The sequence below is a fragment of the Burkholderia diffusa genome (assembly GCF_001718315.1).
In the GTDB taxonomy this organism is placed as follows: domain Bacteria; phylum Pseudomonadota; class Gammaproteobacteria; order Burkholderiales; family Burkholderiaceae; genus Burkholderia; species Burkholderia diffusa_B.
On the sequence record NZ_CP013362.1, the window covers coordinates 2136701 to 2157537 of the forward strand.

A 20837-nucleotide genomic window follows, 5' to 3' on the forward strand; every position below is an offset into this window, starting at 1 on the left:
GTCGCCCACATGGCCCCGCACGCCGCGTACGCTGACGTCATGCGGCATCGGGCCGCGAACTCGGGAGCCATTGGATGAAACTGTCGACTACCGTCGCCTGCATGCTGCTCGCATGCGCCAGCACCGCCGCGTTCGCGGCGCCGCACCTGACGCCGCAGGAATGCAGCGCCTACCCGTTCGTTCACACGCGGCACGAAGTCACGCATGCGGATCTCGTGCGCGAGCTGGCCGAACTCGAGCAGGTCGGCTACGAACCCGCACACAGCGGTCCTTACTATCCCGATGATCTCGACGCTGCAAAGCGCCGGCTCGCGGCGGAGTACCGCACGGACTGCATCCATGCGCTGACGGCGGACGCGGGCACGAGCACGCGCTGAAGAGCCGCGCGCACGGCGCGGCAGAAGTGAAAAAAAAGGCGGCACTCGCGTGCCGCCTTTGTTGCGTGAACGCGCATGGATATCGTCCGCTGCGCCGCGATGCCGGTCAGCGCGACATCATGTTCATGCTGACGTTGTGCATCACCCACAGCGTGCCGACGATCAGGATCGCCGCGGTGAGCACGGTGTAGCTGAACGCCATCACGTTCCAGCGCTGGCCGGACGAACCGTTCATGTGCAGGAAGTACACGAGGTGCACGACGATCTGCACGAACGCGAGTACGGCCAGCGCGATCAGCGATGCGTGCGGCGACAGCACGCCGCCCATCACGAGGCCGAACGACGCCGCCGTGAGCAGCACCGACAGGATGAAGCCGGCAACATAGCCGCCGACGCTGCCGTGCCCTTCTTCGAGTTGAGACGAATGCGAATGAGCCATTTAGATCACGCTCGCGAGATAGACAAAGGAAAACACGCAGATCCACACGATGTCGAGGAAGTGCCAGAAGAGGCTGAGGCACGTCAGGCGCCGCAGGTCGCGATCGGTCAGATCGCCGCCGCGCGATACGATCTGCCCGGCGAGCACGAGCATCCAAATCAGGCCGGCCGTCACGTGCAGTCCGTGCGTGCCGACCAGCGTGAAGAACGCCGACAGGAACGCGCTGCGCTGCGGGCCCGCGCCTTCCGCGATCAGGTGCGAGAACTCGCGCAATTCCATCGCGAGGAACGCCGCGCCCAGCACGAACGTCACCGCGAGCCACGCGAGCAGCGCACCGCGCCGTTGCTTGTACGCGGCCAGCATCGCGAAACCGTAGGTGATGCTCGACAGCAGCAGCGCGGCGGTTTCGACCGCGACGCCCGGAATGTCGAACAGGTCCTTCGCGGTCGGACCGCCCGCGTACTGGTTGCCGAGCACCGCGAACGTCGCGAACAGCGCCGCGAAGATCACGCAGTCGGTCATCAGGTACAGCCAGAAGCCGAACACCGAGTGCGACGGCGGATGGTCATCGTGCTCGAGCAAGGTTGCGCTAAAGGTTTTCTGCAACATCAGTTGGCCTCCAGTTCCACGTCGTCGACGCGCGCGGCCACGCGCGCCGCCGGTTGCTTCTCTTCGATCCTGCGCACCTTCGACGCCGGGATGTAGTAGCCGTCGTTGTCACGCGAGCTGTAGACCACGAGCGTCGCAATGATGCCGACCAGGCCGCCGATCGCCATCCACCAGATGTGCCACACGAGCGCGAAACCCAGCACCAGGCTGAAGATCGCGACCACCAGGCCCGCACACGTGTTCGACGGCATGTGGATGTCGCGGATCGTCGCCGGGTTCGGCCGGCCGTCGCCACGCGCCTTCATGTCGGCGTACGCGTCGAGCGTGCGCACTTGCGGGATCACCGCGAAGTTGTACTCGGCCGGCGGCGACGAGGTCGCCCATTCCAGCGTGCGACCGCCCCACGGATCGCCCGTGGTATCGCGGTATGCCGGCAGGTTGCGGTTGCGGATGCTGACGACCAGTTGCAGCAGTTGGCACGCGATGCCGATCGCGATCAGCACGGCGCCGAACGCGGCCACCAGCAGCCACGGATGCCATGCCGGGTTGTCGTAGTGATTCAGTCGCCGCGTCATGCCCATGAAGCCGAGCACGTAGAGCGGCACGAACGCGACGTAGAAGCCGACCTGCCAGAACCAGAACGCGGCCTTGCCGAGCTTCTCGTTCAGTTTGAAGCCGAACGCCTTCGGGAACCAGTAGTTGAAGCCCGCGAGGTACCCGAACAGCACGCCGCCGATGATCACATTGTGGAAGTGCGCGATCAGGAACAGGCTGTTGTGCAGCACGAAGTCCGCGCCCGGGATCGCCATCATCACACCGGTCATGCCACCGAGCGTGAACGTGACCATGAAGCCGATCGTCCACAGCACGGGCGTCGTGAATTCGATCCGGCCGCGGTACATCGTGAACAGCCAGTTGAACACCTTCACGCCGGTGGGAATCGCGATGATCATCGTCATGATCCCGAAGAACGCGTTCACGTTCGCACCGGAGCCCATCGTGAAGAAGTGATGCAGCCACACGAGGAACGACAACACCATGATCGCGCAGCTTGCATACACCATTGTCTTGTAGCCGAACAGCGGCTTCTTCGAGAACGTCGCGATGACTTCCGAGAAGATGCCGAACGCCGGCAGGATCAGGATGTAAACCTCGGGATGGCCCCACGCCCAGATCAGGTTCAGGTACAACATCGCGTTGCCGCCGGCTTCGTTCGTGAAGAAGTGCATGCCGAGGTAACGGTCGAGGCCGAGCAGCGCGAGCGTTGCGGTCAGGATCGGGAACGACGCCATGATCAGCACGTTCGTGCAGAGCGCCGTCCACGTGAACACCGGCATCTTCATCAGCGTCATGCCGGGCGCGCGCATCTTGATGATCGTCACGAAGAAGTTCACGCCGGTCAGCAGCGTGCCGACACCCGAGATCTGCAGCGCCCACAGGTAGTAATCGACCCCTACCCCCGGACTGAACTGCAGCTCCGACAGCGGCGGATACGCGAGCCAGCCCGTCTGCGCGAACTCGCCGATGACGAGCGACACGTTGATCAGGATCGCGCTGACTGCCGTCATCCAGAAGGACAGCGAGTTGATGAACGGAAACGCGACGTCGCGTGCGCCGATCTGAAGCGGCACGACGAGGTTCATCAGGCCGACCATGAACACCATCGCCATGAAGAAGATCATGATCACGCCGTGCGCGGTGAAGATCTGGTCATAGTGGTGCGGCGGCAGGTAGCCGGGCGCGTTGTACGCGAGCGCGAGCTGCATGCGCATCATGATTGCGTCGGCGAAGCCGCGCAGCAGCATGATCAGCGCGACGATGATGTACATCACGCCGAGTTTCTTGTGGTCGACCGTCGTCAGCCATTCCGTCCACAGCCACTTCCAGCGGCCGGTGATCGTCAGCGCGGCGAGGATGCCCAGCACGACCAGCCCCATGAAGGCACCTGCCCCCATGATGATGGGCTGATCGAACGGGATCGCCGATAGTGTGAGTTTGCCGAACATGCGTTACCCCTTCGTGCCGCAGGCGGCGTCCTTCAGGTCGAGGACGTGGCCATCGTTGTATTTCGCGATGATGTTGTGGAAGAGCCGCGGATCGACCGACGAGAAGTAGCGCACGGGCGCCTTCTCGCTCGGCTGCGCGACGGTGCCGTACACGGTCGCGTCGAGCCGGTCGGGCGAAGCCTTCACCTTCTGCACCCACGCGTCGAACTGCTCGCGCGGCTCGGCGAGCGTGCGGAATTTCATGTCGGAGAAACCGCGGCCGCTGAAGTTGGCGGAGGTGCCCGCGTAGTCGCCGGCTTCGTCGGCGATCAGGTGCAGGCGCGTCTGCATGCCGGCCATCGCGTACACCTGGCCGCCGAGTTGCGGAATGAAGAACGAGTTCATCACCGAATCCGACGTGATGCGGAAGTTCACCGGCGTGCCGACCGGAATCGCGAGCTGGTTCACCGACGCGATGCCGAGCTCCGGATAGATGAACAGCCACTTCCAGTCGAGCGCGACGACCTCGACGTCGATCGGCTTCACCGACGACTCGAGCGGCTTGTACGGATCGAGCTCGTGCGTGGTTTTCCACGTGAGCACGCCGAGAAACAGGATGATCAGCGTCGGCACCGTCCAGATCACGACCTCGATCGCGGTCGAGTGCGACCAGTTCGGCGCGTAGGCGGCGTTGCGGTTCGACGCGCGGTAGCGCCACGCGAACCACAGCGTGAGCAGGATCACCGGCACGACGACGACCAGCATCGCCCACGTCGACGTTGCGATCAGCGCCTTTTCAGCGGCGCCGACGCTTCCTTTCGGATTTAGTACATCTAAATTACAGCCTGACAGGCTCAGCGCCGCGCCGATCGATATCAGCGCCGTCCAGCCTCTTGAAGCTTTTCTTTTCATCACACAGCCCGAGGGTCATTGAATCCGTTGCGTATGCCCGATGCGCATTCGATCCACGAAAGTGGCCGAATCATACGTCGCGCGGGTGCGACGAAAAACCGGCGGATGCGGCAAATCATCATTGCAAAATCTGCTGTGAGACAGATTGTCGCGGGGCAATTTCACGCAGCCGGAGGGCGAGCGCGAGCCGGCGCGGACGCCGCCCGCGCCGGCCCGGATGGATCTGCGCACAACCCTCGCGTCGTCGTGCGACGCTAGCGTTGTGCGCGACGTCACGCGATCAGCCGTGCGTCGCCGCCACGTACGCCTGCGCGGGCGCGCCGTCGTCCCCGGCCGGCAGCTTCGAATGGCTGGCGTCGTCGATCAGCCGCGCGACGGTCGGGTCGATCGCGTCGGTGAACGGCTTCGGATCGACGCCGACCATCAGCACGACCAGCGCGAGCGATGCGAACATCACGATTTCGCGGCGGCTGAGGTCGGCGAGCTTCGCGATGCGCGCGCTCGCGACCTTGCCGAACACGACGCGCTTGACCATCCACAACGTGTACGACGCGCTGAGAATCAGCGTGAGCGCCGCGATTGCGCCGATCCAGAAGTTGACGCGAATCGCGCCCATGATGACCATGAACTCGCCGACGAAGCCCGACGTGCCCGGCAGGCCGATGTTGGCCATCGCGAACAGCAGCGCGAACGTCGCGAAGCGCGGCATCACGCCCGCCACGCCGCCGTACGCGGCGATCTCGCGCTGCTTCGTGCGATCGACGAGCACGCTCACGCAAAGCAGCATCGCGCCCGCAACGAAGCCGTACGACACGAGCTGAACAATCGCGCCTTCGACGCCGATCCGGTTGAACAGGAACAGCCCGAGCGTGACGATCCCCATGTGCGCGACCGTCGAATAGGCAAGCAGCTTGCCGAGATCGGTCTGCGCGAGCGCGATCAGGCTCGCGTAGACGATCGCGAACAACGACAGCGCGATCACGGCCGGCGCGAAGAAGTGGCTCGCGTCCGGCGTGATCGGCAGCGCGAAGCGCAGGAAGCCGTAGCCGCCGAGCTTGAGCATCGCGAGCATCAGCGCCGCGCCGGTCGGGCCGTCCGTGTAGACGTCGCGCAGCCACGTATGCACCGGCCACATCGGCACCTTGACCGCGAACGCGGCGAAGAAGCCGAGGAACACCAGCAACTGCGGCGCGAAGCCGAGCTGCAGCGTGCGCCATGCATTCATGTCGAACGTATGAGACTTCGCGTACAGGTACAGCATCGCCATCAAGAGCAGCAGCGAACCCGCGAACGAGATGAAGAAGAACTTCACCGCCGCGTAGACGCGCCGCTCCCTGCCCCACGTGCCGATCAGCAGGTACAGCGGAATCAGCGTCGCCTCGAAGAAGATGAAGAACAGCAGCGCGTCCTGTGCGACGAACACGCCGACCATCAGCCCCGACAGGATCAGGAACGACGCGTAGTACTGCGCGACGCGCACCGTCACCGACTCCCACGATGCGATCACGACGACGAGCGTCGTGAAGGCGGTCAGCACGACGAGCCACAGCGACGCGCCGTCGATCCCGACGCGCCAGCCGGCGTTGAAGGCCGCCAGCCAGTTGCGCGTCTCGGAAAACTGCATCGCGGCCGAGTGGGAATCGAAACCGGTGACGAGCGGCACGACGGCGGCCAGCCCAGCGAGTGCGCCGACGAGCGCGATCAGTCTCGTGCGATGCGGATGATGGTCGGAACCCGCGCGCAGCAGGCACGCACCGAACAGAATCGGAACCCAGATCGCCAGGCTCAGGAAGGGGAAATCATGCATGTCAACAGGCCTTGAGAAGGTCGCGCACTGCATTCGGAACAGGCGTGACGAAAGGAACGAAATCAAATCGACAGATAGATTTCGTGAATCGCCAATGTTGGCAAAATGTAAAGCGGAATCAGCGCGAAGGTTGACGCCACTCAAGCGCAATCGGGTTAACCAGCATAAGGCGATTGATTATTTTTTGCATCGCAGCAAAGCTCCCTTCCACGATGCCTGGATAGCCTACTGATTTTTATGAGTAATTTTTTGTATTGCGACGAGGCGTCGATCGCGTGAGTCGGTGCGAAGCCGCATTTTTGTCTGAAGACCGGCTCTTCGGAGTGCAAGCGGCGAATACGGGGAAGGATGAATGAGATCGATTCAATCCTTACATCGATGCTTTCGTTTTTATTCAGACGATCGACGATCGCCGCGCGCCGAACCAGCGGAGTCGCGGCGCATTCCGTCAGCGGTGATGGCTCAGCCTGTCCCACACGCGCATTGTCACCGCTCGATAGTGATTGTGTTGCGCGGGAAAATGGACGAAACGGCTGTCGCGCGTCGCATAGACCGGCGACGACGCGAGCGACGTCGCATCGACGATGTAGCGCGCGTCGATCATGCCTGCTTCCAGCAGTTCGACGTAGATCGCTTGCTGGTCGCCGCCGCTCGCGTAGACCGACGACCGATCGTCGAAGCTCTCGATGCGCGCGCATATGCGCTCGACGAGTTCGCGCATCGGCGCAACGTTGCGCACGCCGATCATGCACGAGTTGATCGCCCAGGCCGTGTGATCGGTGCCGATCACGAAATCGCGGCCGTCGATCACGCTGTCGACCGTCTGCCGCTGATCGATCGCGAGGATGTCCGCATCGACCCAGAACACGAACGCGTGATCCGGCAGATGTTCGCGAATCAGGTGCAGCTTCGCCCAGTTCGCATCGACGCCGGCTGGTACGAACGCGGGAGGTTCGCGATACGCGTGGTACGCATAGCCGTGTCGCGTGCAATAGCGAACGAAGTTCTCTTCGTGAACATCGCCGTAACCCGCGATGTGCGACGTGTGCAGGCTGACGAACGCGATATCCGCATACGGGTTCAGGTGCCGTGCCGGCGCGCGCGTTCGCTGCTGCGCGGCACGCCAATCGTCCATCGCGCGCGAATGGTCGCCCCGCTGAACGCGCGCCGCATCGTCGACGAGCGCGAGCACGTAGCGAAAGTCATAGTCGGGCGTCGGCGCCCATACGCCCTCGATCTGTTGCCATTCGGGCGCGTGGTGCGCCACGAGCGGATGCGCGCCGACGACATCGTCGATCGCGAGCCCGTCGCCCCACACCGTCTGGGCCGACGCGAAATAGCCGGTCGCGAGCGGCTGATCGAACGGCAGCGGCGGGAAGTGCTCGGCAAGCAGCGTCGCCTCGCATGCATGTTGCCGCTCGGGCAGGTGCATCGCCCACTTGCCCAGCTCGACCACCAGCTTGCGCAGGCATTCGCGCACGTCGGACACGTTACGAAAGATCATGCCGCTCGCGGCGGGCAACGGCGACTTCGACGTCTGCGTCGTGACGATTGCGTCATACCCGTCCGCGACATCCGGCAGCGCATGCTGGCCGAACACCACCGAGAACGGATCGAGCACGAGCAGCAACGCGCCCTGCTCCATCGCGACGAGCTGCGCGATGATCGCGTGGTACTTGTGCAGCACCTGCTGGCGCTCGCCGTATACATGCGTGCCGTCAACGATCGCGTGCCGGTAGCCGCGGCCCCGCGCGTAACGTTCGTGATTCTCGACGAGCCCGTCGACGGGTCGATGCGAAAGGATGGTCAGTACGGAATGCATGCGTGCCGGAACCCCGGATTGAGCCGCGCGAGGCGATACGCCTATTTAGCGCATGAGCGCCGCTCAAGTCGAGCATTGATTGGCTGTCCGGACGAAGCGTGACGCCGGGCGACGCGCGCGAAAACGCAGCGGAAAAAGAAAAAGCCCCGCAAGTCCGAGAACTTGCGGGGCTTTGTCACCGCTTTTGGCGGAGACGGAGGGATTCGAACCCTCGATCCAGGTTTTGGCCCAGATGCTCCCTTAGCAGGGGAGTGCCTTCGACCTCTCGGCCACGTCTCCCAAACTTTCGCTCGCACCAGGGAGGCAGTGCGACGAGAACGAGATAATATAGGGTTTCGAACCGTGCGTCAATTTCCGTGATGCATTTTCTTCAATGCATCACAAAAAATTCACGCTGCCTGGTCGAGTTCGAATGCCTTGTGCAGCGCGCGGACGGCCAGCTCCATGTATTTCTCGTCGATCAGCACCGAAATCTTGATTTCGGACGTCGAGATCATCTGGATGTTGATGCCCTCTTCCGACAGCGTGCGGAACATCTTGCTCGCGACGCCCACGTGCGAACGCATGCCGACGCCGACGACCGACACCTTCGACACCTTCGGGTCGCCCTGCACGCGCTCGGCGCTCACATGGCCCTGCACCTGGTTGGTGAGGATGTCCATTGCCTTCTGGTAGTCGCCGCGACCGACCGTGAACGTGAAATCCGTCTTCCCTTCGACGCTCTGGTTCTGGATGATCATGTCGACGTCGACGTTCGCGTCGGCGACCGGGCCGAGGATCTGATACGCGATGCCCGGCTTGTCGGGCACACCCATCACCGCAATGCGTGCTTCGTCGCGCTGGAACGCGATGCCGGAAATGACTGCCTTTTCCATGGTCTCGTCTTCTTCAAAAGTAATCAGGGTGCCCGAGCGCATTTCTTCGTCGAGCGCAATCAGCGGATCGGTCAGGCTCGACAACACACGCGTCTTCACCTGGTATTTGCCGGCGAATTCGACCGAGCGGATCTGCAGGACCTTCGAGCCGAGGCTGGCCATTTCCAGCATTTCCTCGAACGTCACGCGATCGAGGCGTCGCGCCTCTTCGACCACGCGCGGGTCGGTCGTGTAGACGCCGTCGACGTCCGTGTAGATCAGGCACTCTTCCGCGTCCAGCGCGGCCGCGACCGCCACTGCCGACGTGTCCGAGCCGCCGCGGCCCAGCGTCGTGATGTGGCCATCCGGATCGACGCCCTGGAAACCGGTGATGATCACGACCTTGCCGGCGTTCAGATCGGCTTTCACGCGCTCGTCGTCGATCGAGTGGATACGCGCCTTCGTGAACGCGCTGTCGGTCTTGATCGGCACTTGCCAGCCGGCATAGCTCACGGCCTCGACGCCGATTTCCTGCAGCGCGATCGACAGCAGGCCGACGCTGACCTGCTCGCCGGTCGACGCGATCATGTCGAGCTCACGCGGGCTCGGCTGGCTCGAAATCTCTTTTGCGAGACCGAGCAGACGGTTGGTTTCGCCGGACATCGCCGACGGCACGACCACCATCTGGTGCCCGGCCTGATGCCATTTTGCGACGCGTTTCGCGACGTTCTTGATGCGCTCGACCGAGCCCATCGAAGTGCCGCCGTATTTGTGTACGATGAGTGCCATTGTCGTTCTGAACTGAAGGAGAAGCCGCACGGGCGCGCTGGGCAGGCCGCGTTGCCGTTCGGTCACGCGGCTTGTGGCTGTGGACGGACGACGAGGGGAACGGCTGGGACGCAACACGCAAGCGTGACGGATTTTGCCCGGAAGGCCGATCAGGCCGCGCAAACCGGGTACGTCACGCGGAAAACCTGCACAAATCGCTCAAAAATCGAGCCGAGCAAACGACCGAGCGTACCCGATAGAGGCCCGCTTGACAAGCCGCTCGCCGGTTCGGCAAGCGTTCCGGCGCTGTTTACCAAATGGTGAAAACCGGCGCGCGATCGTGCGGCCGGAAGCGTGCCGCCGCTAGGCGATCAGCAGGTCGGGACGCCATTCGATCCGGCGCCACCCGCCGTCGCCGGACAGCCCGTCGCCGGAAAGCCCGTCGCCATGATTCACGCCGAGCCGCGGCACGTAGACGAGCCGGTCCCCCGCGTACAGCAGCGGCACGTCGCGCTGCCAGGCCGGCACGCCGCGCTCCTGGAACAGGTTCTTCAGTGTGCGGCCCGGACCACCGGGCGACGTACGCAGCCGCTCGCCGCCCGAGCGCGCGCGCGCGGCGAGCACCGCGCTTCGCAACAGGGCCTCCGGCACCGCGCCGTCGCTGCCGGCTTCGACGGGCGCGAACACGAACGTGCCGCGCCATGCCGGTACGTGCCAGACTTCCTGGCCGCCCCATGCAAGCGAGGATTCGGGATGTGGCGTTCCGGTGCCATCGTCGGCCGGCTCGGCGCTGTCGCCCGCCTCCCAGTACACGGTGTCGCGATAGAGCCGCAGACACTGCCCCGCGTGATCGACCCGCAGCGCATGCGCGTCGTGCGCGGCGCGCAGTTGCCGCATCATGTTCGCGAGCCGACCGGACGATGCGCTAGGCAGGCCCAGCCGACGCATCCAGAAACGCAGCAGGTTCGCGCCGCGCGTGTCGTCGAACGCCACCAGCGCATCGCGCGACAGCGCGCGGCCGTCGTCGCGGGCGGCGCCGGCGAAATCCAGTTCGGCGAGATCGTCGAGCAGCCGTTGCGCGGCGGCCGCATGCTGGGCCGCTCGGCCCAGCGCATCGCGAAAACCCGGGAAATGCACGGCGAGCGCCGGCAGCACGTCGAGACGCAGCGCATTGCGCGCGTAGCGCGTGTCGCCGTTCGATTCGTCTTCGATCCAAGTCAGCTCGCGCTGCGCCGCATAGCGCTCAAGTTGCGCGCGCAACAATCGCAGCAGCGGGCGCACGCGTTCGACGCTCGCGCCGTCAGGGCGATAACGCGGCGCCATCGCAGCCAGGCCCGCGATCCCCGCGCCGCGCAGCAACTGCAGCAGCACGGTCTCCGCCTGGTCGTCCGCATGCTGCGCGACCCAGAGCGCGGCCACGCCATGACGTTCGCACATCGCATCGAGCGCCGCATAGCGGCGCTCGCGTGCGGTCGCCTCGACGCCGAGGCCGCTGTCGCGCGGCACGTCGACACGCTCCGATTCGAACGCGACGCCGAGTCGCCCGGCCGCCTCCTGCGCATGCGCGACCCATGCATCGGCATTCGAGCTCAGGCCGTGATGCACGTGCAGCGCGACGCAGCGCGCGGGGCCCGCCTCGCGCATGGCCGCGTCGAGCAGCACGGTCGAGTCGAGCCCGCCGCTGTACGCGATCGCGATGCGCGCATCGGCCGGCAGATCGGCAAGCGCAACGCCGACCGCGTCGAGAACGGCGCGGTCGGCGGAGAATTCGGTCGAGGGGATCACGAGACAGACGCGCGCCGGACGGCGCGCGATTTGAACACGCCGGTCATGCGCCGGGCGTGGTTTCCTTGAACTTGCCGTAGGCCATCAGGCGCTCGAAGCGGCGCTCGCGCAGCGCATCGATGCTCATGCCCTGGAACTGACGCAGCGAATCGGCGAGCGCACGGCGCAGCAGCGCGGCCATGCCCTTCGGATCGCGGTGCGCGCCGCCGAGCGGCTCGTTGATGATCTTGTCGATCAGGCCGAGCGCCTTCAGGCGATGCGCGGTCAGGCCCAGCGCTTCGGCTGCCTCGGGCGCCTTCGCGGCGCTCTTCCACAGAATCGACGCACAACCTTCCGGCGAGATCACCGAGTAGGTCGAGAACTGCAGCATCATCACGGTGTCGGCCACGGCGATCGCGAGCGCGCCGCCCGAGCCGCCCTCGCCGATCACGGTCGTGATGATCGGCGTCTTCAGCTCGGCCATCACGTACAGGTTGCGGCCGATCGCCTCCGATTGGCCGCGCTCTTCCGCGCCGATGCCCGGGTACGCGCCCGGCGTGTCGACAAACGTGAAGATCGGCAGCCCGAACTTCTCGGCGAGACGCATCAGGCGTTCGGCCTTGCGATAGCCTTCCGGACGCGGCATCCCGAAGTTGCGCGCTGCGCGTTCCTTCGTGTCGCGCCCCTTCTGATGGCCGATCACCATGCACGGATGGCCGCCGAAGCGCGCGAGACCGCCGACGATCGAAAGATCGTCCGCGAATGCGCGGTCGCCATGCAGCTCGTGAAAATCGGTAAACAGTTCCGCAACGTAGTCGAGCGTGTACGGACGCTGCGGATGCCGCGCGATCTGCGAGACCTGCCACGGCGACAGGTTCGCGTAGAGGTCCTTCGTCAGTTGCTGGCTCTTCTTCGACAGCCGCTCGATTTCTTCCGAAATATCGACAGCCGAGTCGTCCTGCACGAATCGCAGCTCTTCGATCTTGGCCTCGAGTTCGGCGATCGGCTGTTCGAAATCCAGAAACGTGGTCTTCATGTGTTCGAATCCTTGGGTCTTGCGGCAGCGCGTATTCTACCCGCGCGGGCGACGTGCAAAACCGGCTCTCAACTATTGATGTTTAAAACCCGATAGCCATCAATCGGCGTCGGCGTCCGGCGTGTCGAGGCTGCGCCACATGTACCAGGTCGCGACGGTACGCCACGGCTCCCAGTTGGCGGCCACTTCGCGCGCCTCGCTGCGCGTGACGGGCTCCCCGCTGAAGTAATTGACGCTGATCGCACGGATCAGGCCGGGATCGTCCAGCGGCAGCACGTCCGGCCGCGACAGGTTGAAGATCAGGAACATCTCGGCCGTCCAGCGACTGATGCCGCGGATCTGCGTGAGTTCGGCGATCACATCCTCGTCGTCCATCGACGTCCATTTGTCGACGTGCAGCGCGCCGGACACGAAGTGTTGCGCGAGATCGAGAATATATTCCGTCTTGCGCTTCGACAGTCCGCACGCAATCAGCTTGTCCGCCCCGAGCCGGATGACCGGCTGCGGTGCGAGTTTCGGACACGCATCCTCGATGCGCGCCCACAGCGCCTGCGCGGACGGCACCGAAATCTGCTGGCCGACGACCGAGCGTGCGAGCGTGACGAACGGGTCGCCGCGCTTCACGAGATGTGCGGGGCCGAACTTCGGGATCAGCTTCTTCAGGATGCGGTCGCGCTTGACGAGATCGGCGCACGCCTTGTCCCAATATGCGGGGCGCACGGCGCCATCGGCGGCGTCGACTGTCGCGTCGGCTGCACGCGCCTTGCGGGCCGCGTCGGCGGCCGCCATCGCGACCTCCGGCTGCGTCGCGTCCGCGCCCTTCCCGCGCGCGGGCTTCGCATGACCGTTGAGCGCGCCGTTCGGCACGGCGCGCGTCGCGTCCGCCTTCGCCGCCGGCGCACGCTTGCCTGCCGGACGCGCGGCGAGCGGGGTCGCGCGCCTGACCGGCGCTTTTCTGGCCGTTGCCATCTTGCCTCCTACCCGACGGATCGGTCAGTGGAACGCACCGCGCTCATACGCGACGCCATTCGGTCGATCCGCCCGGTTTGTCTTCAAGAGCGATACCGGCGTCGAGCAGTTCCGCCCTAATCCGGTCCGCTTCGGCATAGTCCTTCGCTTGCTTCGCCGCGACACGCGCGGCGATCTTCGCTTCGATTTCGTCGGCCGCGAGCCCGCCTGCCTGCGCGGCACCGGCGCCCTGCTGCAGGAATGCGCGCGGTTCGCGGCCAAGCAGGCCCAGCAGGCCCGCCAGCTGTTTCAGTTGCCGCGCGAGCGCTGCATCGCGCGTGCGGTTGACTTCGCCCGCCAGCTCGAACAGCGTCGCCACCGCGACCGGCGTGTTGATGTCGTCGTTCATCGCGGCCGCGAAACGCCGCGCATGCGGCTCGTTCCAGTCGAGCGCGAGCGCGTCGGGCTCGACATCCTTCAGCGCCGTATACAGACGCGTGAGCGACGCGCGCGCATCGTCAAGATGCACGTCGCTGTAGTTGAGCGGCGACCGGTAGTGCGTGCGCACGATGAAAAAGCGCATGACCTCGGCGTCGTAGCGCTCGAGCACTTCGCGGATCGTGAAGAAGTTGCCGAGCGATTTCGACATCTTCTCGTTGTCGACCTGCACGAAGCCGTTGTGCATCCAGTAATTGACGAACGTCTGGCCGGTCGCGCCTTCGCTCTGCGCGATCTCGTTCTCGTGGTGCGGGAATTGCAGGTCCTGGCCACCGCCATGGATGTCGAAATGCTCGCCCAGCAGCGTGCAGCCCATCGCGGAGCACTCGATGTGCCAGCCCGGCCGGCCCATCCCGTACTTCGATGCCCACGACGCGCCTTCCGGATCGTCCGCCTTCGCGCGCTTCCACAGCACGAAATCGAGCGGGTCTTCCTTCGCATCGTTCGCGGCGACGCGCTCGCCCGCGCGCAGGTCGTCGAGCGACTTGCCCGACAGCTTCCCGTAGTTCGCGAACTTGCGCACCGAGTAATTGACGTCGCCGTCGGTTGCCTGGTACGCGTAGCCGTTCGTCTCCAGTTGCTCGATCATCCCGAGCATCTGCGGAATGAACTGTGTCGCGCGCGGCTCGATGTCCGGCCGCTGGATGCCGAGCGCCGCTTCATCCTCGTGCATCGCGCCGATGAACCGGTCGGTCAGCGACTTGATCGTCTCGCCGTTCTCGACCGCACGGCGGATGATCTTGTCGTCGATGTCGGTGATGTTGCGCACGTACGTGACCCGATAGCCGATCGCACGCAGCCAGCGCTGGACGAGGTCGAACACGACCAGCATGCGCGCGTGGCCCACGTGACAATAGTCGTAAACGGTGATCCCGCATACGTACATCCGCACTTCGCCTGACTGGCGCGGCACGAAAACTTGCTTGTCACGCGCGAGCGTGTTGTAGATGCGCAGTGATTCCATAGAGATGAACCGTGAGCCGAAGGAAACCGCCCTGGCGAAGCTCGCCCAGCATGCGAAACGGACGGACCACCTGCCGCGGCACGCCGCCGCGCGTCCTCGATATCACATGGGGCGGTCAGGCTGCAAGCACAGCGGTGACGGCCACGAGAGGCAAAGAAAGACTGTCTGCGGCTCGCCGGAACGCGCAGACGTTTTGTTAGAATGGCTCGGAGTATAACATTCCGATTTACGCCTATGAAACCTCATCGCGGCCGCGCGCCGAGCGCTGCGACCCTCGTTGCGACCGCCGTCATGGGCGTCGCTCTGACGCTTTTCGCGGCCCCCGCGGCATACGCGCAAAAGGCCCCGGCCACCGCCGACGGCACGCCCGAAATCGACGCGTCGATCGCCGGCAAGCAGTGGAAACAGGCGCTCGCGCAACTCGACGCGCGCATCGCGGCGAATCCGCACGACGTGCAGGCGCAGTTCAAGCGCGGCACCGTGCTCGCCCGCCTGAACCGCGACGACGACGCCATCCAGCAGTTCGTCGCGATCACGCAGGCCTACCCCGAACTGCCCGAACCGTACAACAACCTCGCTGCGCTCTACGCGAAGCACGGCCGCTACGACGAAGCGCGCAGCGCGCTCGTCACCGCGACGCAATCGAACCCGAGCTACTCGCTCGCGTACGAGAACCTCGGCGATCTTTATCTGCGTCTCGCGGCCGAGTCGTACAAGCGCGCGCAATCGCTCGGCCGCACGAGCGGCGCAACCGCGCAGCGCCTCGCCGACCTGCAGAAGATCGTGTCGCCGCCGAAGGCGGCTGCAAACGCACGCGCCGTCACGCCGGCCACGCGCGCGTACACCGATCGCGCCGCCGCTAACGTGAGCACCACCACGCTGCCGATGTCGCCGACGTTCCAGTTCAACGGTCCGTCCGGTGCGCTGACAGCGCCGTACGTCGCGCCGTCGCAGTAAGCGGCGCAACCTTCCTTCCCTCCCAATCTGAGGATCGCAATGAAACGTCTGTTGCTGGCGCTTGGCGGCGCCGCCCTTCTCGCGACCGCGCCCGCGTTCGCGCAATCGGCCACCGCGCACCCCGTCGTGCAGCTGAAGACCTCGCAAGGCGACATCCGCGTCGAGCTCTATCCGGAGAAGGCCCCGAAGACGGTCGCCAACTTCCTCGATTACGTGAAGGCCGGCCAGTACAACGGCACGATCTTCCATCGCGTGATCAAGGGCTTCATGATCCAGGGCGGCGGCTACAAGACCAACTTCGAGGAGAAGCCGACCCGCGCGCCGATCCCGCTGGAAAGCCGCAATGGTCTGAAGAACCTGACGGGCACGATCGCGATGGCGCGTACCAGCGATCCAAATTCGGCCACCGCGCAGTTCTTCATCAACACGGTGGACAACAGCGGCCTCGACTACCCGAACCCGGACGGCAACGGCTATGCGGTGTTCGGCAAGGTCGTGTCGGGCCTCGACGTCGTGAAGAAGATCGAAGGCGTGGCGACGACCTCGCGCGGCCCGATGCAGGACGTGCCGGCCCAGCCGGTCGTGATCGAATCGGCCAGCATCGTCTCGAAATAAGCACCTGCCGGCATGTCCGGCGACACACGCGGCCGCGTCGCACGACCGGCCGCGTGCCATTTAAACCGCCTTACCGAAGGAATTCATCATGGTTGAACTGCACACGAACCACGGCGTCATCAAGCTCGAGCTGGACGCCGCCAAGGCGCCGAAGACGGTCGAGAACTTCCTCAACTACGTGAAGAAGGGCCACTATGACGGCACGGTGTTCCACCGCGTGATCAACGGCTTCATGATTCAAGGCGGCGGCTTCGAGCCGGGCCTGAAGCAGAAGCCGACCGACGCGCCGATCGACAACGAAGCGAACAACGGCCTGAAGAACGACACGTACACGATCGCGATGGCGCGCACGAACGACCCGCACTCGGCGACCGCCCAGTTCTTCATCAACGTGAACGACAACGACTTCCTGAACCACTCGTCGCCGACGCCGCAGGGCTGGGGTTACGCCGTGTTCGGCAAGGTCGTCGAAGGCCAGGACGTGGTCGACAAGATCAAGGGTGTCAAGACGGGCAACGCGGGCTTCCACCAGGACGTCCCGACCGACGACGTCGTGATCGAAAAGGCCGTGGTGGTCTGACGCATAGTCCGTTACGGAGGCACTTCGATGTTGCAGGAGAGTCCGCCGCGAAGCGTCTCCGCGGGCGTGCCGGGCGAGCGCGAATACGCGCAAGCCGCACGCCCGTTCCTGTTTCTCTCCGATCTGCACTTGAGCGAGGCAATTCCGAAGACGGTCGCCGCGTTCGAGCATTTCGTGAAATATACGGCCGACAGCGCCGACTCGGTGTTCATCCTCGGCGACCTGTTCGAATACTGGATCGGCGACGACGTGCTCGACCACGATCCGTTCGCGGCGCGCATGGCCGCGCTGATGCATACGTTCTCGGAACGCGGGATCGCGCTCTACGTGATGCACGGCAATCGCGATTTCCTGCTCGGCCGGCGCTTCATGAAGGCGGCCGGTGCAATGCTGCTGCCCGACCCGGCGTTGATCACGTCGTTCGGCCAGCGCATCGTGCTCGCGCACGGCGACGCGCAATGCACGGCCGATCGCGGCTACCAGATGTTTCGGCGGTTCGCCCGCAACGGCATCGCGCAGGCGTTGTTTCTCGCGTGGCCGTTCCGCTGGCGCCGCACGCTCGCGCAACGGATGCGCTCGAACAGCGAAGCGGGCCGCATGCGCCCCGCCACGGCGATCTACGATGTCACGCGTGAAGGCGTCGCCGCGCTGTTCCGGAAGAGCCGTGCGAGCGTAATCATTCACGGCCACACGCATCGCCCCGCGCGCCACGTCGAACCGGGCGGGATTCGCTGGGTACTGCCCGACTGGGATCTCGACCATGGCGTGCCGCGCGGCGGCTATCTGCGCGTCGACGCCGAAGGCATCCACGCGATGCCGCTCGACTGACACGATCGGCGCTGCCGGCAGCCGCCGGCATGCGCCGCGTTACGACTGGCGCTCGAGCGCCTTGCCTTCCAGCACCGCCGACAGCCTGCGCAGGTCGAGACGCGCCGCGTCCGCGCCCTGCAGCGTTTCCAGATGCGTGCCGAGTTGCTCGAGCGCCGCGACGATCTCGTCCACGCGCCGGCTTTCCTTCGCCGCGTGGTCGATCAGGCCATGAATCGCGAGCGACATCGGGTCGTCCGCGTTCGGCGTGATCCCGTACGCGCAGAACGCGGCACGCTCGGGCTGCGGCTTCGATTGCGCCGGCATCACGATGCGCGCCGGGTTGCCCACCGCTGTGCCACCTGCCGGCACCGGCTTCACGACGACCGCGTTCGAACCGATCTTCGCGCCCGCCCCGACCGTGAAACCGCCGAGCACCTTCGCGCCCGCGCCGACGATCACGCCGGCCTCGAGCGTCGGATGGCGCTTCGCGCCGCGCGTGAGGGACGTGCCGCCGAGCGTTACGCCCTGATAGATCGTGCAGTCGTCGCCGACGATCGCGGTTTCGCCGATCACGACACCCATCCCGTGATCGATGAACACGCGCCGCCCGATCGTCGCGCCCGGGTGAATCTCGATACCCGTCAGGAAACGCCCGGCCTGCGACGCGAAGCGTGCGAGCCAGTAGCGTTTCGCGCGCCAGCACGCGTGCGCGAAACGATGCAGCACGAGCGCGTGCAGCCCCGGATAACAGGTCAGCACTTCCCAGGCACTGCGAGCGGCGGGGTCCCGCTCGCGAATCGTCGCAACGTCTTCGCGCAGTCTAGTGAACATGATCTGGTCTGGGCTCGAGAAAAGGCCGGCGCGCCCCGCCGGCAATGGCCGGCCGTTATCGCACCGGGTAATTTGCTTATGAGTTCCGGCGATTGTAGGGCCACTGGCGCGCGGCCGCACGGCGCCGCGCGTTCACCCCGCCGGCGGCACGGGTATTCGTGCGCAACGTCCGTCGCGGCGGATCGGCGAGGGCATCCGGTGGACCGGCGCGAACCGGCCCACCGATATCGAGCTGCCGATGCAATGCGGCGTTCGCGGGCGGGAAAGCCGCCGCCCAGCGCGCAAGCTGCCGGCAGCCGGCGTGCCGAACCTGCTTACGCGTCGCCGTCGGGCGCGCCGGACTTCAGCAGGATGTGCTTCGCGATGCCGCGCAGGATGTTGACTTCCTCGCGCTCGAGACCGGTGCGTGCGAACAGGCGCCGCAGCCGCGGCATCAGCTTCTTCGGGTTGCGCGGATCGAGAAAATCGAGTGCGATCAGCGCGTTCTCGAGATGCACGTACATCCGCTCGATCTCGTCGCTCTGCGCGAGCATGCCGGTTTCGGCCTGCGCCTGCTGCGACGGCTCTCCCTGCTCCAGGAGTGCGACGCGCAGTTCATACGCGAGCACCTGCACGGCCTGCGCAAGGTTCAGCGAACTGTAGGCCGGATTCGCCGGGATGTGCGCGAGCGCGCTGCACTGTTCGACGTGCTCGTTCGCGAGGCCCGTGCGTTCGTTGCCGAACACGAGCGCGATGTCGCCGGTGCCGACCTGCGTGCGCGCCTGCTCGGCGGCCGCGCGCGGCGCGAGGCGCGGCGGCCCGTATTCGCGCGCGCGGGCAGTCAGCGCGATCGACCAGTGAACGCCGGACAGCGCGTCGCCGAGGGTGGGCACGACATGCGCGGACGCGAGGACGTCATCCGCGCCGCTCGCCATCGCGATCGCCTCGGGGTCGCTCTGCACGTGCGGCACGCGCGGCGCGACCAGCACGAGTCTGGAGAAACCCATTGTCTTCAGCGCGCGAGCGGCCGCCCCGACATTGCCGGGATGGCTCGGCTCGACGAGCACGAAACGGGTGGACGTGAAGCCGCCGGACGGCGGCGGGGACGAGGCCGCGCCCGATTCCAACGGCGCGGCGGGGTTCTGCGGGGTTTCCACTACATACGACTCGGTTCATCAGAATGGCAGTATGGTATCGCCATCGCCCCGGCAAACCCACTCGTCCGGACGGCCAGTGGGGTTTCCCCGCATTCCGGTCACCTGAAACTCTCGAAAATCGGGTAAAATCATGCGTTTACGTGTCGCATTCCGTGCGGCGCGGGTCGTACCCTGCTCTTTGTCAATTCGCGTCTCATTTCGCCCGGCACGTTTGCGCCGTTCCGGGCGGTGTGTTCCACTTCGTGGCGGCCCGTGCCGCCGGCTACAGGATCCAGGCTCATGCATCCCATGCTCAACATCGCTGTCAAGGCTGCGCGCCGCGCCGGACAGATCATCAACCGTGCGTCCCTCGACCTCGACCTGATCGAGATCCGCAAGAAGCAGCAGAACGACTTCGTCACCGAAGTGGACAAGGCCGCCGAAGAGGCGATCATCGAGACGCTGAAGACCGCCTACCCTGACCACGCGATCCTCGCGGAGGAATCGGGCGAATCCGAGAACGAATCCGAATTCAAGTGGATCATCGATCCGCTCGACGGCACGACCAACTTCATCCACGGCTTCCCGTACTACTGCGTGTCGATCGCGCTCGAGCACAAGGGCATCGTCACGCAGGCCGTCGTCTACGATCCGAACAAGAACGATCTGTTTACGGCCACCCGCGGCCGCGGCGCGTACCTGAACGACCGTCGCATCCGCGTCGGCCGCCGCGACCGCCTGGCGGACGCGCTGGTCGGCACCGGCTTCCCGTTCCGGGAGAAGGACGGCCTCGACGCATATGCACGCCTGTTCACCGAAATGACGCAGGCCTGCACGGGGCTGCGCCGTCCGGGCGCGGCCGCGCTCGATCTCGCGAACGTCGCGGCCGGCCGCCTCGACGCGTTCTTCGAGCAAGGCATCAACGTGTGGGACATGGCGGCGGGCAGCCTGCTGATCACCGAAGCCGGCGGCCTCGTGGGCAACTACACGGGCGACGCCGACTTCCTGCATCGTCACGAGATCGTCGCGGCGAACCCGAAGATCTACGCGCAGATGATCCCGATCCTGAACCGCTACAGCCGCATGCATCCGGCAGCGGAGTAAATCCGGGCCGCGCCCGCGCGGCGCGGCTGGCGCAGCACCTTG

General features: G+C 65.3%; 19 protein-coding genes, 1 tRNA gene and 1 pseudogene. 7 read left to right on the forward strand and 14 right to left on the reverse strand.

The window, feature by feature from the left end:
• Window positions 1-74: 74 nt before the first annotated feature.
• Entirely contained in the window at window positions 75-377 is a 303-nt protein-coding gene (locus WI26_RS09870) for a DUF4148 domain-containing protein (RefSeq protein WP_069225849.1), read from the forward strand.
• Window positions 378-483: 106 nt separating this feature from the next.
• Here the strand turns inward: WI26_RS09870 and cyoD are convergent, their stop codons facing one another.
• From cyoD to WI26_RS09915, 8 genes are all read right to left on the reverse strand, one after another.
• On the reverse strand, window positions 484-816 hold the full coding sequence (gene cyoD / locus WI26_RS09875; RefSeq protein WP_011352504.1) for a cytochrome o ubiquinol oxidase subunit IV: 333 nt from the start codon (window positions 814-816) through the stop codon (window positions 484-486).
• The gene (gene cyoC, locus WI26_RS09880) at window positions 817-1425 is read right to left on the reverse strand and encodes a cytochrome o ubiquinol oxidase subunit III (protein WP_069225850.1); all 609 of its coding nucleotides are present in this window, start codon (window positions 1423-1425) and stop codon (window positions 817-819) included. It abuts the gene before it with no gap.
• Window positions 1425-3431 (reverse strand): cytochrome o ubiquinol oxidase subunit I, encoded by a 2007-nt coding sequence (gene cyoB, locus WI26_RS09885; protein WP_059464151.1) that lies wholly within the window; start codon window positions 3429-3431, stop codon window positions 1425-1427. Before cyoB ends, cyoC begins: the two co-directional genes overlap by 1 nt.
• A 3-nt stretch (window positions 3432-3434) precedes the next feature.
• Window positions 3435-4322, reverse strand: a complete 888-nt coding sequence (gene cyoA, locus WI26_RS09890) for a ubiquinol oxidase subunit II (RefSeq protein WP_059464152.1) — start codon at window positions 4320-4322, stop codon at window positions 3435-3437.
• 280 nt (window positions 4323-4602) lie between these two features.
• Entirely contained in the window at window positions 4603-6129 is a 1527-nt protein-coding gene (locus WI26_RS09900) for a complex I subunit 4 family protein (protein WP_059464153.1), read from the reverse strand.
• 448 nt (window positions 6130-6577) lie between these two features.
• The gene (locus WI26_RS09905; RefSeq protein ID WP_069225851.1) at window positions 6578-7951 is read right to left on the reverse strand and encodes a hypothetical protein; all 1374 of its coding nucleotides are present in this window, start codon (window positions 7949-7951) and stop codon (window positions 6578-6580) included.
• 185 nt (window positions 7952-8136) lie between these two features.
• Window positions 8137-8230, reverse strand: a tRNA-Ser gene (locus WI26_RS09910).
• A 110-nt stretch (window positions 8231-8340) separates the two neighbouring features.
• Window positions 8341-9594, reverse strand: a complete 1254-nt coding sequence (locus tag WI26_RS09915) for an aspartate kinase (RefSeq protein ID WP_040144529.1) — start codon at window positions 9592-9594, stop codon at window positions 8341-8343.
• On the opposite strand from WI26_RS09915, the pseudogene WI26_RS33395 reads away from it, so the two are divergent.
• A pseudogene (locus tag WI26_RS33395) lies at window positions 9577-9814 on the forward strand (hypothetical protein); the annotation flags it as partial. The gene WI26_RS09915 and the pseudogene WI26_RS33395 overlap by 18 nt on opposite strands.
• 122 nt (window positions 9815-9936) lie before the next feature.
• Here the strand turns inward: WI26_RS33395 and tilS are convergent.
• The 4 genes from tilS to cysS all read right to left on the reverse strand — a co-directional run bounded on the left by tilS (window position 9937) and on the right by cysS (window position 14783).
• Window positions 9937-11358: a tRNA lysidine(34) synthetase TilS gene (gene tilS / locus WI26_RS09920; protein ID WP_069225852.1), complete on the reverse strand. Its 1422-nt coding sequence runs from the start codon at window positions 11356-11358 to the stop codon at window positions 9937-9939.
• 43 nt (window positions 11359-11401) lie between these two features.
• Complete coding sequence (locus WI26_RS09925; RefSeq protein WP_006478433.1) at window positions 11402-12373, reverse strand: acetyl-CoA carboxylase carboxyltransferase subunit alpha; 972 nt, start codon at window positions 12371-12373, stop codon at window positions 11402-11404.
• Between the two features lie 99 nt (window positions 12374-12472).
• Window positions 12473-13342, reverse strand: coding sequence for a DNA-3-methyladenine glycosylase family protein (locus WI26_RS09930; RefSeq protein WP_069225853.1), 870 nt, complete (start codon window positions 13340-13342; stop codon window positions 12473-12475).
• A 43-nt stretch (window positions 13343-13385) separates the two neighbouring features.
• Window positions 13386-14783, reverse strand: a complete 1398-nt coding sequence (cysS, locus tag WI26_RS09935; RefSeq protein ID WP_059464157.1) for a cysteine--tRNA ligase — start codon at window positions 14781-14783, stop codon at window positions 13386-13388.
• A gap of 234 nt (window positions 14784-15017) precedes the next feature.
• Between cysS and WI26_RS09940 the strand changes: the two genes are divergently transcribed.
• From WI26_RS09940 to WI26_RS09955, 4 genes are all read left to right on the forward strand, one after another.
• A complete protein-coding gene (locus tag WI26_RS09940) occupies window positions 15018-15740 on the forward strand; it encodes a tetratricopeptide repeat protein (protein WP_059450415.1) in 723 nt (240 codons plus the stop codon).
• Between the two features lie 39 nt (window positions 15741-15779).
• Window positions 15780-16355: a peptidylprolyl isomerase gene (locus WI26_RS09945; RefSeq protein ID WP_059450416.1), complete on the forward strand. Its 576-nt coding sequence runs from the start codon at window positions 15780-15782 to the stop codon at window positions 16353-16355.
• An 88-nt stretch (window positions 16356-16443) separates the two neighbouring features.
• Window positions 16444-16935, forward strand: coding sequence for a peptidylprolyl isomerase (locus tag WI26_RS09950; protein ID WP_059450417.1), 492 nt, complete (start codon window positions 16444-16446; stop codon window positions 16933-16935).
• 27 nt (window positions 16936-16962) lie between these two features.
• The gene (locus WI26_RS09955) at window positions 16963-17763 is read left to right on the forward strand and encodes a UDP-2,3-diacylglucosamine diphosphatase (RefSeq protein WP_069225854.1); all 801 of its coding nucleotides are present in this window, start codon (window positions 16963-16965) and stop codon (window positions 17761-17763) included.
• Window positions 17764-17802: 39 nt separating this feature from the next.
• Here WI26_RS09955 and cysE read toward each other — a convergent pair whose 3' ends face one another.
• Both cysE and WI26_RS09965 read right to left on the reverse strand, forming a co-directional pair.
• Window positions 17803-18576: a serine O-acetyltransferase gene (cysE, locus tag WI26_RS09960; protein ID WP_059535780.1), complete on the reverse strand. Its 774-nt coding sequence runs from the start codon at window positions 18574-18576 to the stop codon at window positions 17803-17805.
• A gap of 314 nt (window positions 18577-18890) precedes the next feature.
• On the reverse strand, window positions 18891-19712 hold the full coding sequence (locus tag WI26_RS09965; protein WP_069225855.1) for an RNA methyltransferase: 822 nt from the start codon (window positions 19710-19712) through the stop codon (window positions 18891-18893).
• Between the two features lie 279 nt (window positions 19713-19991).
• Here WI26_RS09965 and WI26_RS09970 point away from each other — a divergent pair, with 279 nt between their 5' ends.
• Window positions 19992-20795, forward strand: a complete 804-nt coding sequence (locus tag WI26_RS09970) for an inositol monophosphatase family protein (RefSeq protein WP_069225856.1) — start codon at window positions 19992-19994, stop codon at window positions 20793-20795.
• The last annotated feature ends 42 nt before the right edge of the window (window positions 20796-20837 follow it).